This window comes from Nostoc sp. EspVER01 (assembly GCF_034530635.1).
Classification (GTDB): domain Bacteria; phylum Cyanobacteriota; class Cyanobacteriia; order Cyanobacteriales; family Nostocaceae; genus Nostoc.
The window spans coordinates 48,250-62,073 of the sequence record NZ_JAVRCS010000004.1; the positions used below are offsets into that span (position 1 = coordinate 48,250).

At 42.8% G+C, this 13,824-nt stretch carries 17 protein-coding genes; 4 read left to right on the plus strand and 13 right to left on the minus strand.

Annotated features, from left to right (window positions below; genetic code table 11):
• Window positions 1-43: 43 nt before the first annotated feature.
• The 5 genes from RMX69_RS04985 to RMX69_RS05005 form a co-directional block, all read right to left on the minus strand.
• Window positions 44-1,051, minus strand: coding sequence for an ATP-binding SpoIIE family protein phosphatase (locus RMX69_RS04985; RefSeq protein WP_322636697.1), 1,008 nt, complete (start codon window positions 1,049-1,051; stop codon window positions 44-46).
• A 1-nt stretch (window position 1,052) separates the two neighbouring features.
• Window positions 1,053-1,499, minus strand: coding sequence for an anti-sigma regulatory factor (locus RMX69_RS04990; RefSeq protein ID WP_322636698.1), 447 nt, complete (start codon window positions 1,497-1,499; stop codon window positions 1,053-1,055).
• Complete coding sequence (locus tag RMX69_RS04995) at window positions 1,438-1,851, minus strand: STAS domain-containing protein (protein ID WP_289797747.1); 414 nt, start codon at window positions 1,849-1,851, stop codon at window positions 1,438-1,440. The genes RMX69_RS04990 and RMX69_RS04995 overlap by 62 nt, the downstream gene beginning before the upstream one ends.
• 13 nt (window positions 1,852-1,864) lie before the next feature.
• A complete protein-coding gene (locus RMX69_RS05000) occupies window positions 1,865-2,743 on the minus strand; it encodes an STAS domain-containing protein (protein WP_322636699.1) in 879 nt (292 codons plus the stop codon).
• Between the two features lie 90 nt (window positions 2,744-2,833).
• Window positions 2,834-3,385 carry a YidH family protein gene (locus tag RMX69_RS05005; RefSeq protein WP_409878997.1) on the minus strand — a complete coding sequence of 184 codons (552 nt, stop codon included), beginning with the start codon at window positions 3,383-3,385 and terminating at the stop codon, window positions 2,834-2,836.
• 51 nt (window positions 3,386-3,436) lie between these two features.
• Between RMX69_RS05005 and RMX69_RS05010 the strand changes: the two genes are divergently transcribed.
• Entirely contained in the window at window positions 3,437-3,598 is a 162-nt protein-coding gene (locus RMX69_RS05010; protein ID WP_322636813.1) for a hypothetical protein, read from the plus strand.
• Entirely contained in the window at window positions 3,552-4,220 is a 669-nt protein-coding gene (gene msrA / locus RMX69_RS05015) for a peptide-methionine (S)-S-oxide reductase MsrA (protein ID WP_289797749.1), read from the plus strand. Before RMX69_RS05010 ends, msrA begins: the two co-directional genes overlap by 47 nt.
• 118 nt (window positions 4,221-4,338) lie before the next feature.
• On the opposite strand, the gene RMX69_RS05020 is transcribed toward msrA, so the two are convergent.
• The 5 genes from RMX69_RS05020 to RMX69_RS05040 all read right to left on the minus strand — a co-directional run bounded on the left by RMX69_RS05020 (window position 4,339) and on the right by RMX69_RS05040 (window position 9,321).
• Window positions 4,339-5,532: a serine/threonine-protein kinase gene (locus RMX69_RS05020; protein WP_322636700.1), complete on the minus strand. Its 1,194-nt coding sequence runs from the start codon at window positions 5,530-5,532 to the stop codon at window positions 4,339-4,341.
• Between the two features lie 106 nt (window positions 5,533-5,638).
• Window positions 5,639-6,700, minus strand: coding sequence for a dTDP-glucose 4,6-dehydratase (gene rfbB / locus RMX69_RS05025; protein ID WP_289797751.1), 1,062 nt, complete (start codon window positions 6,698-6,700; stop codon window positions 5,639-5,641).
• 52 nt (window positions 6,701-6,752) lie between these two features.
• Window positions 6,753-7,748: a glycosyltransferase gene (locus tag RMX69_RS05030; protein WP_289797752.1), complete on the minus strand. Its 996-nt coding sequence runs from the start codon at window positions 7,746-7,748 to the stop codon at window positions 6,753-6,755.
• Window positions 7,749-7,835: 87 nt separating this feature from the next.
• Window positions 7,836-8,537 (minus strand): DUF6391 domain-containing protein, encoded by a 702-nt coding sequence (locus RMX69_RS05035; RefSeq protein WP_289797753.1) that lies wholly within the window; start codon window positions 8,535-8,537, stop codon window positions 7,836-7,838.
• A gap of 520 nt (window positions 8,538-9,057) precedes the next feature.
• A complete protein-coding gene (locus RMX69_RS05040; protein ID WP_099103136.1) occupies window positions 9,058-9,321 on the minus strand; it encodes a helix-turn-helix domain-containing protein in 264 nt (87 codons plus the stop codon).
• A 363-nt stretch (window positions 9,322-9,684) separates the two neighbouring features.
• Between RMX69_RS05040 and RMX69_RS05045 the strand changes: the two genes are divergently transcribed.
• Entirely contained in the window at window positions 9,685-10,662 is a 978-nt protein-coding gene (locus RMX69_RS05045; protein WP_289797754.1) for a carbohydrate kinase family protein, read from the plus strand.
• Here the strand turns inward: RMX69_RS05045 and RMX69_RS05050 are convergent.
• The 3 genes from RMX69_RS05050 to RMX69_RS05060 form a co-directional block, all read right to left on the minus strand.
• Window positions 10,659-11,423, minus strand: coding sequence for an HIRAN domain-containing protein (locus tag RMX69_RS05050; protein ID WP_289797755.1), 765 nt, complete (start codon window positions 11,421-11,423; stop codon window positions 10,659-10,661). The genes RMX69_RS05045 and RMX69_RS05050 overlap by 4 nt on opposite strands.
• Window positions 11,420-12,334, minus strand: a complete 915-nt coding sequence (locus RMX69_RS05055; RefSeq protein WP_289797756.1) for a HipA-like protein — start codon at window positions 12,332-12,334, stop codon at window positions 11,420-11,422. The genes RMX69_RS05050 and RMX69_RS05055 overlap by 4 nt, the downstream gene beginning before the upstream one ends.
• Window positions 12,335-12,396: 62 nt before the next feature.
• On the minus strand, window positions 12,397-13,077 hold the full coding sequence (locus RMX69_RS05060; protein ID WP_322636701.1) for a polysaccharide deacetylase family protein: 681 nt from the start codon (window positions 13,075-13,077) through the stop codon (window positions 12,397-12,399).
• Window positions 13,078-13,574: 497 nt separating this feature from the next.
• Here RMX69_RS05060 and RMX69_RS05065 point away from each other — a divergent pair.
• Window positions 13,575-13,824, plus strand: a 250-nt coding sequence (locus RMX69_RS05065; RefSeq protein WP_416211617.1) for a calcium-binding protein, incomplete at its 3' end; no start/stop codon positions are given.

Genomic DNA, 13,824 nt, shown 5'->3' on the forward strand with positions numbered 1-13,824 from the left:
TATACCTTTAATTACGAATTACGAATTACGAATTACGAATTATTTATCTACCCATTCCTTTCGCAACTAACACCGTAACATCGTCCCGCTCTCGGTAAAAGTCTCGGTATAGCACACCTGCAATCAGGCTGGGATGTTTTTGCATCAAGCCTGGATAGCGAGCAATCTGCCACTTAGCGCTTAATCCGTCAGAATGCATAATTAAAACTCCGTTGGCATACCAGGGATAGCTAAACTCTTGAATTTTGCTGATTTCATGTCCCACCGTGCCATTGTGAGATAGCAGATGGCGATGCTCAGTAAAGGAGAAAATGCTAGCAGCGATGTTGCCAATGCCAGCAAAGCGGACAGACTGTTGTTCAAAGTCGATTTCGGCAATGGCAAGTACTGCTCCTCGCGTACTTCGCAAGGCGGCGTGGGCAGCTTCGATGATCGCACCCGGAGAACGATGATGATGTTCTTGAAAGATTCTTACGGCTGCTTCTGCTGCTGACGCAGCCGCAGGCCCGTGCCCTAAACCATCAGCTACTAACAACAGACTACGGCAACAATCGACTTCCGATGCCCAGGTATCTCCTGAAACCTCTTCTCCTTGTTTGGGCAAACAGATTGCTCCAATTTCTAAAATCTTCTCAGGTTGATGGGGTGCTGAGTCTATCCAGATATGGGCAAGAAGGGCTGTACCTTGGCTGGGAACGGAGTAAATTTCCAATAAACTAGAAAGGCGACGAATTGCACCCATACCATTGCCCAAGGTTCCGGCTGTGGAAAAGCCATCTTGCAAACACTCATCCACATCGACCATTCCCCGTCCTTTATCTAGCGATAAGATTTCAATGCCAACTCTGGAATCTTCCTTGAGCGATCGCAGCAACACGACTCCGCCGTGGGCGTGCTGTACCAGATTGTTCGCAATTTCTGTCACCACAATCCCAACCTTGCCCCGTTCTGTTTCCTGAAAACCGAGCCGAGTTGCTAAAGCCATCGCTACCCGTCTAGCTTCCCCAGTTTGGCTAGATTCAGTAATTGTGACGGCGACAGATTCTCTCATTTTATTTCCATCGTACAATTATTATCCGTGTTCCTTCTCCCACCACAGACTGAATCTCAAACTCGTTGGCAAGTCGTTTGGCACCACCCAGCCCCATACCTAAGCCGTTGCCTGTGGTGAATCCATCCTTCAGCGCCAGTTCGATATCGGAAATTCCCGGCCCCCGATCTTCAAAGGTCAGTCGGAGTCCTCGTCGTCGCCCTTCCTGAAGCGTTTCTAGCTTGACTGTGCCGCCCCCTCCGTAGTCTAGGGTATTACGGGCTAACTCGCTGGCGGCGGTGATAATTTTAGTTTGGTCTACTAAGCTAAAGCCAATTTCCACGGCCAGCTGGCGCACAGACTGCCGAACTAAAACTACATCTATAGAAGATTGAATGTTAATCGTTTCAGTCTTCTCCATCATCATCTGCACCCCATTTAGTGGCAGTGATTTGATTTGTGGTTTCATTGAATGACGATCGCAACAATGCCATACCCTTTTCAACGTTTAGGGCAGTGCGAATACCCGTCAGCGATAGCCCCAATTCCACTAGAGTAATTGCCACAGCAGGCTGCATCCCGACGACAACAGTCTCAGTATCCAGCACCCTTGATATTCTGGCAATGTTGGCTAAAATCCTACCAATGAAAGAATCAACAATCTCTAATCCCGAAATATCGATCAGAACACCATGAGTGTGAGTTTGAGTGATCAGGTTTGTCAGGTCTTCTTGTAGCGTCATGGCGAGGTGATCGTGCATATCTACTTGGATTGTCACAAGTAGAAAATTGCCCATTTTAAGTATAGGAATGCGTTCCATTGCTTTCTTCCAGCTATTTGGATTGAGAGCGGGTAATGGTCGTTCCCAACCGTTTTAGCGCCGTCAGAAAGGCATCGGCTAAGGTTGCTTTTGTGACTATATTTGTCAAATCAATACCGAGATAGACGATTGTTTGGGCAATTTGAGGACGAATGCCACTGATCATACAATCGGCTCCCATGAGACGGGCGGCAGTAATAGTCTTGAGCAGATGTTGAGCAGTCAGGGTATCGACAGTGGGAACCCCAGTAATATCAATAATGGCAACTTCTGAACCAGTTTCGACAATCTTCTGCAATAACGACTCCATAATCATTTGAGTCCGGGTACTATCCAGAGTACCGATTATCGGCAATGCCAAAATTCCCTCCCAGAGTTTAACCACTGGGGTAGACAGTTCCATCAACTCTTCCTGCTGCCGCAAAATCAACTCTTCCCGCGCCTTTTGATAGACTTCAACGGTCAGCAATCCTAGCTGATCGAGTAAGTTTGTGGCTAGCCAGATATTTTCACCCAACTCAATGGGGTCTTTCAATTGCTGACGCATTCGGTTGAAGAGGGGTTGCTTGAACGAAAAGACGAATGTAGCCGTTTCTGAAGGTGTGAAACCATTTTGCGATCGCGATCGAGAAATGCTGTTGAGCATCTCCCGCATATCTTGCCATGTCGCTGTCTGAATATTGGTAAAGTTGCCCTGCCCAACGGCAATCCGAAACAAACTAAGGAATTCCCGGCACTCCTCCTTTAGCTGTGCTTCTTTAATCAAGCCTCTCCGAATATTCACAGTGGCTAGTTCTTGAGTCCACTCCGACAGCAAGTCTGCCTCGAAGGTTTCTAATATCTCTGATATCTTACTTTCGCTCATCGTTTCTTTGAGGGCAACCGCTTTCATTAGTTCAAAATCAGTGTATGACGATTCAGCCCCAAATTAGATGAGTAATGAGTAATGAGTAATGAGTAATGAGTAATGGGTATTTACTTATTACTCATTACTTAATAAATGCGAAGAATAACTTTTCCCACTGCAAATTTTACTCCTCTTAGATTGGAAAGGATTGTGCATGAATTTTTGACCCCTAAAAAGGTACAAAGTCAACACACTCCCCTTTCGGGAATGTGGTTGACTTGGAACCGGAGAACGAGAAGGTACTTTATCGCGCCATAGGAGCAAAGGAAGACAGAGAAGCCCCAAAATAATTACTACTCCAGTCATGATCCAAACCATTAACCTATTTGGTCTATAGTTCCCTCCTTCAATTTGCCAGAAAACTTGGTTGTATCGCCATGCAGCTAAGGCAATAGTCGAAATTCCACAAATTACCAAAGCAACACCCAAATTTTCCGAGTTGGATAATTGATGTAATGGAGGTTCTTGCTGGGTAATAGCAAGATTCAACTGGCGCAGAAATATGCCAAATCGGGCGATCGCAAAACCAAAGCCAATCAATGCAATAGAAGTGCGTAGCCAAGCCAGAAAGGTACGTTCATTCGCTTGATGCTCCCTTTGACGGTCAATTTTTGGTATTTTATCCATAATTATCTTCTGAGGCTAACAGGACTTACACAACTGGCACAATTGCCTTTGATGCGGCGAAAGCGCACCTTCAATATCAACAAAGTATTAATACTTACAGCCCAAGCGATCGCTAGAATCTTTAGAATAGTAAATAAGGTAAAGATATATATCAGAGTCAAAATCAATGGGACTATTCGGATTTGGCAAAAAGTCAGTTATGCCTACACCTGAAGAAGCTTTGTCAGGAAGGGCACAATCTATGTCAGTACCCGCTGCTCATTATGTCAACAAGAATCCTTTAAAACCTCCTTTTCCCGATGGATTAGAGAAGGCAATTTTTGGTTTGGGTTGTTTTTGGGGTGCAGAACGCAAATTCTGGCAACTTAAAGGAGTTTACACTACCGCAGTCGGTTATGCTGCTGGTTTAACACCCAACCCTACTTATGAAGAGGTATGTAGTGGGCGCACCGGTCACAATGAAGTGGTGTTGGTTGTGTTTGATCCCAAAGTGATTAGTTATGCCGAATTGCTGAAAGTCTTTTGGGAAAGCCACAATCCTACCCAAGGGATGCGCCAAGGTAATGATGCTGGCACTCAATACCGTTCGGGAATTTATGTATATTCCGAAAATCAAAAGCAGCTAGCAGAAGCATCGCGGGAAGCTTATCAGCAAGCCCTCAACAGTGCAGGTTATGGCAAGATTACTACAGAAATCTTGGATGCGCCGGAATTTTACTACGCTGAAGCTTACCATCAGCAATACCTGGCTAAAAATCCCAACGGGTATTGTGGTTTGGGAGGGACAAATGTTTCTTGTCCCGTAGGTGTAGTTGAATCGCAAGTTAGTAGTTAGAAGGAAGCGGGAGGGCAGAGGGGCAGGGGGCAGGGGGCAGGGGGCAGAGGGCAGAGGGGCAGGGGGCAGAGGGGCAGGGGAGAATAAACAATACCAATGCCCAATACCCAATGCCCTACTAAAATGCAGATTGGAGTAAAGCGATCGCTCGAATCCACAACATAATACTAATAGGCGCTCCCAGGAGAATCCCAGCGATCGCCCAACCTCGCTGATGGGCTTTGAATTGTTCAATACTGCGCCACTGCCTACTTTTCCAAGCCCATTCATTGCCTTTTGCACCGAGTGCGATCGCCATTATCCACCAAGCATTAGGTACAAAACAGAATAAACCATACCATACTTGATTCGGCCACATCCACAACCAAGGCATCAGAAAAGCGCCCCAATTCCAACCAATAATTTCTTCTGGGACTGTTTCATTGTGATTATTGATCCCGCATCCAGAATTGTTGATTATTTCTTTTAACGGCAAAAGCTGATTCTTATTTGCAGATTTGACAGTCAGTCCCGATTTGAGAGCATTCAATGCTTGACTGGCACTAGTAAATCTTTGTTCGGGAGCGGGTTCTATCAACTTTTGTAGCCAACTAACAAAACTGGGACTCAAGTTAACTCGGTCTGTAAATTGTAGTCGCAAATCTTGCTGGGGTAAATCAGAGGGGGAAGTTCCAGTGAGCAAATGAATCAAAGTCGCTCCCAGTGCATATAAGTCTGAAGCCGCAACAGCTCGACCACCAAATTGTTCCATCGGGGCATAACCATAAGTACCGACAACGGTAAAAGTAACGCCTTCTCTTGCCGCTTTGTCTTGAACTGCGCCAAAATCAACCAAATAAATCCGATTATCGTCGCCCCAGATTAAATTACTCGGTTTAATATCTCTATGCAACACTCCAGGATTCAATTCATGTAGATAGGTGAGAATATTTAAAACCTCAACAGCAATTTTTCTCGCTCGCTTTTCACTAAACCTTTGGCCAGCAGCAAGTTTTTCTTTAAGCGACTCACCAGGAATATATTCTTGGATTAAGGCAAACCAAAGTGTGCGATCGTCGATACAAAAATAATCTATATATCGAGGGATGCGGGGATGATTTAGCTGCTTAAGAATTTGTGCTTCCCTCTCAAAAAGTTTCAGGTCATCCCACTGTACAGTACCGCCAAAGGCCAAAAGTTTGACCACAACGATAGAATTTTCGCCATCAGAGGCTTGTAAATCCAATGCTTGCCAAGTTTGGCGAATTCCATTGTTGCCGAGTTGCCGTTGAATTTGATAACGGTCTTGTAATATCTGTTCTGGTTGCAGCATCTTACACCTGCTGGCAATTTACGTTGATTTAATTCCCTTATATTCAAGGATAGTCATTATCTACAGAAACTGTCAGAGCATTAGATGCAGAATGTGAGTTTGTAGGTTACAGATAATTTTTGCGATAGTAAGCTTGATATTCCGCAGACAGCAGAGGTTCCCACCAATCACGATGATTGAGATACCATTCAACTGTTAAACGTAAACCCTCAGTAATTGTTACTGAAGGCGTCCAACCAAGCTGAGTTTTAATTTTGTTTGCATTAATTGCATATCTGCGATCGTGTCCCTGTCTATCTTTAACAAAAGTAATCAATTGCTTTGCTGGATGTATAGGTAAATCAGGTGATAATTCATCCATCAACTGGCACAAAAGCTGTACTAGGTTAATATTTTCCACCTCATTGTTGCCACCTATATTGTATGTTTCTCCTGGTAGACCATGATTGATTACTACATCTAAAGCACGGCAATGATCGCCCACATAAAGCCAATCGCGTACATTTTTCCCATCACCATAAACAGGTAATGGTTTCCCGATCAAAGTGTTGATACACATCAGAGGAATTAGCTTTTCGGGAAACTGATAAGGGCCATAATTATTAGAGCAATTTGTGATAATGGTTGGAAGTTGATAAGTATGATAATAAGCACGCACTAAATGATCGCTACCCGCTTTTGAAGCTGAATAGGGACTATTGGGAGCGTAGGCTGTCGTTTCACAAAAAGCTGCGTCATCTGCGCCCAGGCTACCGTAGACTTCATCAGTAGAAACGTGCAGGAAACGATAATCAGATGGCTGTGCTTTCGCCTCCCAATGTTGCCGAAAAGCTTCCAGCAGCGTGAAAGTTCCTACCACATTAGTTTGCACAAAAGCAGCCGGCCCAAGAATCGAACGATCGACATGAGATTCAGCGGCAAAATGAGCGATGGTATCAATATTTTCCGTTGATAATAGGTTGTCTATGATGGTGCGATCGCAAATATCCCCCTGCACAAACCGAAAATTCTCTCTTCCCTCAACCAGCGCCAAGTTCAGACGATTTCCCGCGTATGTAAGAGCATCCAACACCACCACGCGATCATCTGGATAAACCTGACACCAATGATGGACAAAATTCGCCCCAATAAACCCGGCACCCCCAGTAACTAATAACCGCCGATTCATTCAATTTCCTCTCTTCTCTCTGTGATCTGTGCGCCTCTGTGGTTAGTTTCTATTACTTAAAATATTTCTTCTTCAGCTTCCCATATATCTTTTGAGCGAGTAATTTCGCCATCCGTATTTTCGTCAAACTCTTAATATTAGATGGTTGCTGAATTTTGTGATCAAAAAACTCATTTAACTCATCCAGAATAACTTGGAAACGCTTAATAATATTTTCAGTCCGATGCTCAACAAAACAATCTTCGGATAAGCTAAAAACTTCCGAAGATTCAATCACCTTGAGAATTCGTTGGACATCATATTCTTGAGAATATCCAGCAATTTTATAACAATTAAATCCAGGATCTAAGTAATCGGCTAGTCCACCGTTGACACTAGAAAATACTTGACAACCACAAGCAAGAGCTTCCATTGGTTGTAGACCAAATCCTTCACTAACGCGCTGTTGTGCCCAGTACTCAGCAGAATCATAGAGGTAAACCTTAGCTCGGTTGAATAGTCCGGGTAAATCCTCTACATAAGAATCAACAACCAATACTTTACAACGTTTTTGCAACGCCGGAATCAATTCTTTAATTAAATATTCAGAAGACTTCCGAGCTTGAACTAAAACATCAATATCCCGTTCCAATCCTAAATTTTGAAACTCATCAGAAATTTGATTTGGCAAATAATAAATCAGAGAATTGGGTGATTTTTCTCCCCAATATCCCATTGTATAGCGGCTAACAGTGATGATTGGAATACTTGCAGGTAGCCTAAATCGATAACCTGCACTATGTGCATGATAAACAACATTGTATTGCTTAAGTTTAGCCACGAGTTTAGCTATATCAAATCCCCAACTGATCACAAAAATTACATCATTTAAATTTTGCTCTTTTAGCAAATCATCAATAAAAAGCTTATCTTTTTCCCGTTGACGGTAAGTTATAACTTCAGCACTACAGAAATTCTGAGCTAGATTAAGTGCTTTTAACTCAGCCCAAAGACCACCACAGGCAAATTTGCTATCTGTACCGGGAAGTAAGAAATAAAGTTTTCTCATAATTTTTGTATGGGAGTAGGAAGTAGAGAGTGTGGAGAGATGGGGGAGAAAATTTTATTTTGTCCTCCTCATATCTTCTTGCTCTCTTTATTCTTGCCAGCCCACTTTAACAAAATGTGCCTCACGCCCCCAAACATCTCGTGTACGGGTAATATTTTCAATTGCTAGGTTAAAAGGAATGGCAGTTGTTAGGTAACGCTGTGCCATAGAACCTAAATCTGGTGCGAGTTCCGCGGCCGTCGTTGCTGCTAATCCCAAACCTATAAGTTGCTCGATTGGTCGAAATGGTAGCAACAGATGCACACCGATAGCTAGTCCAGCCGTTAAGACCATTGCTACTGATAAATTTGTCCCACAACGGGGATGTACAGCCAAATCCCATTCTCCACTGGTGATGCGATGTCGAGCAAGTGTAACTGCACGCCGCAAATCACTAATATTTACCTCACCATAGAGGTAGAATCCTTGCTCAGTAGATAAACCGCCTAATAGTTCATTATCTAGTTGAACGTTAGTGAATTCTGCTGGAGCAGAATAGGGGCTTTTTGATTCGCTAAGAACCCAAACAGTAGCATGTTCTAAAGCATGAACCTGCCGCAGCATCAAAATTTCTTTCAACCCTGGAATAAATGATAGCTGTCTGAGTAAGTCGGCATCTTGTGTGTTTTGCGGAAAGTCTGAAGATTGGTCTTCCAGACTGGGAACCTTTTCAGATAGAGGTATCGTAAAATCAAAGTTAAAAAATTCAAAGGGAGACGAGCTACCCTGAAAAGAAGCGGAAGTATTCATTGAAACACTACTCCCAAAGCCGATGGGACAACATAGATTTCTTTCAAATGTAACGCTTGCACCACTGAATTGTTGCTAATTTTTGTAGATGATTGTTTAGTTGCGGTATGTGGACATAAGAGGCAGAGGTGCAGCATTTCGGCTCCTTTCGACTTTGCTACCTCGGCTCCACTCGGCACAAGGCAAGCAAGTCGCTCAGTAACCTAGGGGCAGAGGAGAAAGACTTACTGCAACTGCTCCTCGGTCACTGAGCGTAGCCGAAGTGCTGCTCCCCTGCTCCCCTGCTTCTCCAGTCCCCAATCCCCAGTCAACTTGGAAAGGAATTCTGATCTTTTTAGTTTCCGAGTCCGAGGGTCAGCTGGCTCCACTAACATAAACTCCGGCTGAGTGATGGACTCGGAACTTTTGGTAGAGTGTTCACACTGAAAACTTAGGCGTAAAGAGGAGAACAATCAGTAAAACTCAAAATTGGCTTGTAATTTACTAGACCAAAGCAATTAAGCTTCTACTGGTAAATTGTTCATTCGATCTGGTTAGGTAGAGTACAGCAATTGACATCATTCAAACAGACTTTGCCCCACTGTAAAGCCCAGCGGACAAGGGCTACTCGATTATCTGTCTCAGTCTTCGTGAGAATATTACTGATATGGTTATCAACTGTACGCTTGCTAATCTCCAGTTTTCCTGCAATCTCTTGGTTAGTTAAGCCAGCGGCCACTAGGTCGATAATTTGCAGTTCTCTGTCTGACAGACTAACGGGGGTCTCAGACTTGCCACCAGCCATGACTATTTCTATCCTCCCTTGGTATATGTACTTAATCGCTCTTTCTAATTCTAGAAGATTCTTTTCTTGGTAGGGGTTTCAAGTGTTAGCAGTAATATGATTGTCAATATTTTCTTTGGATTTCAAGTTGCCAAAAATATAAACTACGCGAAACTTTATGTAATAAATATAGCTTATTTTAATAAATATATTGTCTAAGCACTTAGTTAAAATAAGCGAGTATGAGAAGCATATATATGCTATAGGAGTAGTAAAAATTGCTATTTCATTCTATGAAGGACTGGCGACAGATTATCAAAAACTATTGTAGATTTTATACTGTAAATTCCTAATCCCAAATCAAAATCTAAAATTGAAAATGAGATGAGCAATCCCCGTGTTTTGTGCCTTGGTGAAATTTTATTTGATTGTTTAGCCGATCAATTAGGGCTAAAGCTGGAAGAAGTGAAATCTTGGACTCCTTATCCAGGAGGGGCACCAGCTAATGTAGCCTGTGCTTTAGTCAAGCTAGGAATGTCAGCGGGATTTATCGGAGCTGTTGGCGAAGATGAACCAGGGAATGAATTGGTCAAGCTATTACAAGATGTAGGTGTAGAAACGACAGGAGTACAACGCCATCCCACAGCACCAACGCGGCAAGTTTATGTTACACGGGATCTGGCTGGCGATCGCACCTTTGCCGGATTTGGTCAGTACGATACCGCAGAATTTGCCGATACTCGCCTGCAAGCTAAACAATTGTCAGATTCGCTGTTTCAACAGGCAGATTTTCTAGTTTTGGGTACTTTGGAATTAGCCTATCCTGAAAGTGAAGAGGCAATCAATCGCGCTCTAGAGTTAGCAGAACATTACGACTTAAAAATTGTGCTGGATGTCAACTGGCGTCCTGTATTTTGGAAGGAGCCAAACATCGCCCATCAAAAAATTCCCGAATTATTTAATCGAGTTGATTTCCTCAAACTCTCCAAAGAAGAAGCTGAATGGTTATTTGAAACCGCAGATCCCGGAGCCATTACTTATCGTCTAGCTTCGATTGAGGGGGTACTGGTGACAGATGGGGAAAACGGCTGCACTTATTGTCTGGGTGAGAACGAAGGCAAATTACCCTCGTTTTCCATCCCTGTAGTTGATACAACTGGTGCAGGAGATAGCTTTTTGGCAGGATTCATCTATCAACTGAGTCAATATGGTATCCACAGCTTGCGGGATGCAGAAACAGCAAAACGCATTGTTACTTATGCCAGTGCTGTTGGGGCACTGACTACTATTAAAGCAGGTGCGATCGCTTCTCAACCTACTGCTGCTGAAGTCGAAGCTTTTTTAGCTACACATCAACTCTAGAAATTAGTATAAGCCACAGGGATATCAGCCACCAAAGGCTGATACTCCTGGCTAGAAAATGGGCGAAAATCTTCATGCCATTCTGCGGTCATATTCAACAATAAACGCAGTTGCAGAGGGGTCGGTACTGGGTTAACGCGCTCAACATGTACTTTTACAAGTTCTGAATTTTTGTTCTTGAGTTTAAAAACATCATCCACAATATACCGAGGGCAATAACCTACGATGTAATGATCCTCAGTGCATAAGAGCAATGCACGCGGGTCATGGGGATTTTGAAATTCGTTAGCTAAATATAAGAGTTCACCCGTTTGTAATTGATTAATCCGTTCAGTTGCACAAGCAGGAAGGTGTCGTAGTCCATGTGCAAAAAAATGGATGTGGTATAAACCATTTTCATGTGGTTCTGGGCATGGGAAAACTTCAAAATAATCTGTTACCTTGCGTCCACCACTACGAGAAAGAATGCTAACTGGATCGTCTTCACCTTCGGGAATATTTAGCGATTCAATATAATTTTTGTAGTCAGGGCGAGAGCGTCGCATTAATCGATTAGAAAACAAGGGAAACAGTTCAACTGATGTGTATTCTTTGTTTAAGTCTGGGAAGGAATACAATAGCTGAAAATTATGTTCAGTTTGAGCTTTTACAGCACCTTGCGTATATACAAATTGATATTTTTTTCCGTCAAATTTTAAGCGACCAATGGGAAGCCAAACACGACTATTAGGATCTTGCCAAGCTAAAAAAAGTGTTTTCATAGTAGGGTGTTCAGCAGCTTACTTTGATTTAATTCCAATATCTTCTGTGCAAATTCAATTGCTGTTTGCGATATGCGATTAGATGGAATACGCTCAAAAAGCTCTAACGTATCATTGCTTGACACCCTTGCTAAATTATTCAACCATACTCTCGCTGCATCTGGATACCGTTGTTGCGCTTCACAAAATGCATTAAAAGTCTTGAGAGTTTTTTGATCACCAACTATAGCATACAACGCAGAATTGCATTTTTCTACATACGCTTGGACAGAAAAGCCAGCGTCTTTTGTGGTTAGTCTGTTTTTTCTTTTAGAATCAGGCTCGTTCCTACCGAGACAGGAGGCATGGTCATAGGTTGGTGCTAGATAAATCTTGTCTTGTAAACTGATGAATGCCCAATTTTCATGGTGTCGATCGCTATTCCCGATCCAAGCGTCTAAAAGTAAATACCCAACAAAAGTTTCTGTCGCATGACTAATTCTCTCTGGTGGTGTCCAGTCGATAGGTAAATTAACTGAAGCATCTCCGATCGCATTGAATACATTATCAATTGTGTGTTGGGACAGGTCTTTAGAATCTTGTGGATAATTAGATACTAGCCGAGCCAGAATTTCATTACCAAGGATGAGAATTGCACCTTCTTGAGGCGGCAAAAATGAGGGTGAAACAATACCGTTTTCCCCATTGAATATTGCCAGTTCATAATCAGCATGGGGTAAACCTAGTAACTCGCACAACTCGGCTGCAATCTTTTCTGCCCAATCTTCTCCTGTGTTTGGTCTAGCTTTCTTGAATAGACAACGACCTAAATACTGATGGCGAAACCAGAACTTTTCTTTGGTTCCTAAATCTTCATCGGCCTCTGGGGCATCTAGGGGAACGTCAATAATCGAAAACTGCTCTGGCATCATTTATGGGAAAGCCTGATTTAAAACAAATTATTAACTTCACCTATTTTGGAAATGTGTAACAATCAATGGGTTGTCTTAGTTTGCTGCCATAGAGTATCAACAGTTACAAACTTATAACCTTGTTCTAGCAGTTGCGGAATAAGAATCTGAATTGTCGCAGCAACATCTTGTCCACCGCAAGCACCATCATGCAAAACAATTATTGACCCATTTTTCACTTGCTGCATAATTCGCTCTACCACTGTGGTGACACCTGGGCGCACCCAGTCTTCTGGTACAACGCTCCACATAACTGGCCGGTAATTCCACTGAGAAAACAAATTTAAAGTAACAGGTGTAAAGAAACCATTGGGGGGGCGAACATCTCGCACTTGTTCAGGTTGCAGATTGCAGGCTTTATAAATGGCAATTTGGGTTTTTTCTAAACTGTCCTTCAGGTCGTTTGGGGAAAGCATAGGAAAAGAGCGATGATCGTAGCCATGCAATCCAATCCAGTGTCCGCGATCGCTAACGGCTTTAGCAATGGCTGGTGAACGGTTGACGCAAACACCCAACCAAAAAAAACTCGCTGTAATCTTGTAACGATCTAACACTGCCAAGACTTCGGGTGTGTATTGAGGATGGGGACCATCATCGAATGTGAGTGCGATCGCTTTAGCATGAGAATTTCCAGTCCAAAGACAGTTGGGAAAACTCGGCTGGAGAATGCGGTAGAAAATTGGGAACAGGGGAGCAAGTTGCATCACATATTTTGGTTTTTTCTGTCTACTTAGGGACTGACAAGAACTAAATTATCCATCTTGTGGGGTGGGCGTTTCGCCCGCCCTAAATCTGGTACGAGCAAGATGTCCATCTCACAAGAAAATTTGGGATGTTTTTTTTATTTGGAAGTCCCTTACTCAATATATAGAACTCATATTTTATTTTTGCGAAGTTAAGTAAACATCTCATAGCGATCGCCATGAAATACATGTTGGTCGCTTTTTCCTGCCGCTAAAACAAAGCTAACACCCATTAGGTCGGTGTCAAAATTTGTAGTTTGAATCAAGCAAGTGCAAGAAGTAAAAGGGTTTTATCCTACTTTATATTTTTTTACATAGTTGTAGATTATAAAAACTTTTTTTTTGCGTAATCTTACAGAATGATGTTGATTACTTAAATATAGAAGCTGATAACGCGTGCGAACAACACAGCTTACTTAGTTAACATTCACAATTATTTTAATTAAGGATGATCTCTCATGGTATTCACTTACAACGGAACTTCTGGCAACGACTACTACAACCAACTGACTTCCGATGATGTAAAGGCTTTTGGTTATGAGGGCAATGATTTTATCTGGACGGGTTCTGGCAATGATAGTATCTACGGCGATAGTGGCGAAGATACCCTCAAAGGTTGGTCTGGTAACGATATAATCAGCGGTGGCAGTGATGATGATTACATGGATGGTGGTGCTGGTATAGACACCGTTGATTACACATACTGGA

Excerpts from the sequence above, each read along its gene's own strand:
- RMX69_RS04985 (WP_322636697.1), bottom strand. The coding sequence starts at position 1,051 with ATGAGAGAATCTGTCGCCGTCACAATTACTGAATCTAGCCAAACTGGG.
- RMX69_RS04990 (WP_322636698.1), bottom strand. The coding sequence starts at position 1,499 with ATGAAACCACAAATCAAATCACTGCCACTAAATGGGGTGCAGATGATG.
- RMX69_RS04995 (WP_289797747.1), bottom strand. The coding sequence starts at position 1,851 with ATGGAACGCATTCCTATACTTAAAATGGGCAATTTTCTACTTGTGACA.
- RMX69_RS05000 (WP_322636699.1), bottom strand. The coding sequence starts at position 2,743 with ATGAAAGCGGTTGCCCTCAAAGAAACGATGAGCGAAAGTAAGATATCA.
- RMX69_RS05005 (WP_409878997.1), bottom strand. The coding sequence starts at position 3,385 with ATGGATAAAATACCAAAAATTGACCGTCAAAGGGAGCATCAAGCGAAT.
- RMX69_RS05010 (WP_322636813.1), top strand. The coding sequence starts at position 3,437 with ATGCGGCGAAAGCGCACCTTCAATATCAACAAAGTATTAATACTTACA.
- msrA (WP_289797749.1), top strand. The coding sequence starts at position 3,552 with ATGGGACTATTCGGATTTGGCAAAAAGTCAGTTATGCCTACACCTGAA.
- RMX69_RS05020 (WP_322636700.1), bottom strand. The coding sequence starts at position 5,532 with ATGCTGCAACCAGAACAGATATTACAAGACCGTTATCAAATTCAACGG.
- rfbB (WP_289797751.1), bottom strand. The coding sequence starts at position 6,700 with ATGAATCGGCGGTTATTAGTTACTGGGGGTGCCGGGTTTATTGGGGCG.
- RMX69_RS05030 (WP_289797752.1), bottom strand. The coding sequence starts at position 7,748 with ATGAGAAAACTTTATTTCTTACTTCCCGGTACAGATAGCAAATTTGCC.
- RMX69_RS05035 (WP_289797753.1), bottom strand. The coding sequence starts at position 8,537 with ATGAATACTTCCGCTTCTTTTCAGGGTAGCTCGTCTCCCTTTGAATTT.
- RMX69_RS05040 (WP_099103136.1), bottom strand. The coding sequence starts at position 9,321 with ATGGCTGGTGGCAAGTCTGAGACCCCCGTTAGTCTGTCAGACAGAGAA.
- RMX69_RS05045 (WP_289797754.1), top strand. The coding sequence starts at position 9,685 with ATGAGCAATCCCCGTGTTTTGTGCCTTGGTGAAATTTTATTTGATTGT.
- RMX69_RS05050 (WP_289797755.1), bottom strand. The coding sequence starts at position 11,423 with ATGAAAACACTTTTTTTAGCTTGGCAAGATCCTAATAGTCGTGTTTGG.
- RMX69_RS05055 (WP_289797756.1), bottom strand. The coding sequence starts at position 12,334 with ATGATGCCAGAGCAGTTTTCGATTATTGACGTTCCCCTAGATGCCCCA.
- RMX69_RS05060 (WP_322636701.1), bottom strand. The coding sequence starts at position 13,077 with ATGCAACTTGCTCCCCTGTTCCCAATTTTCTACCGCATTCTCCAGCCG.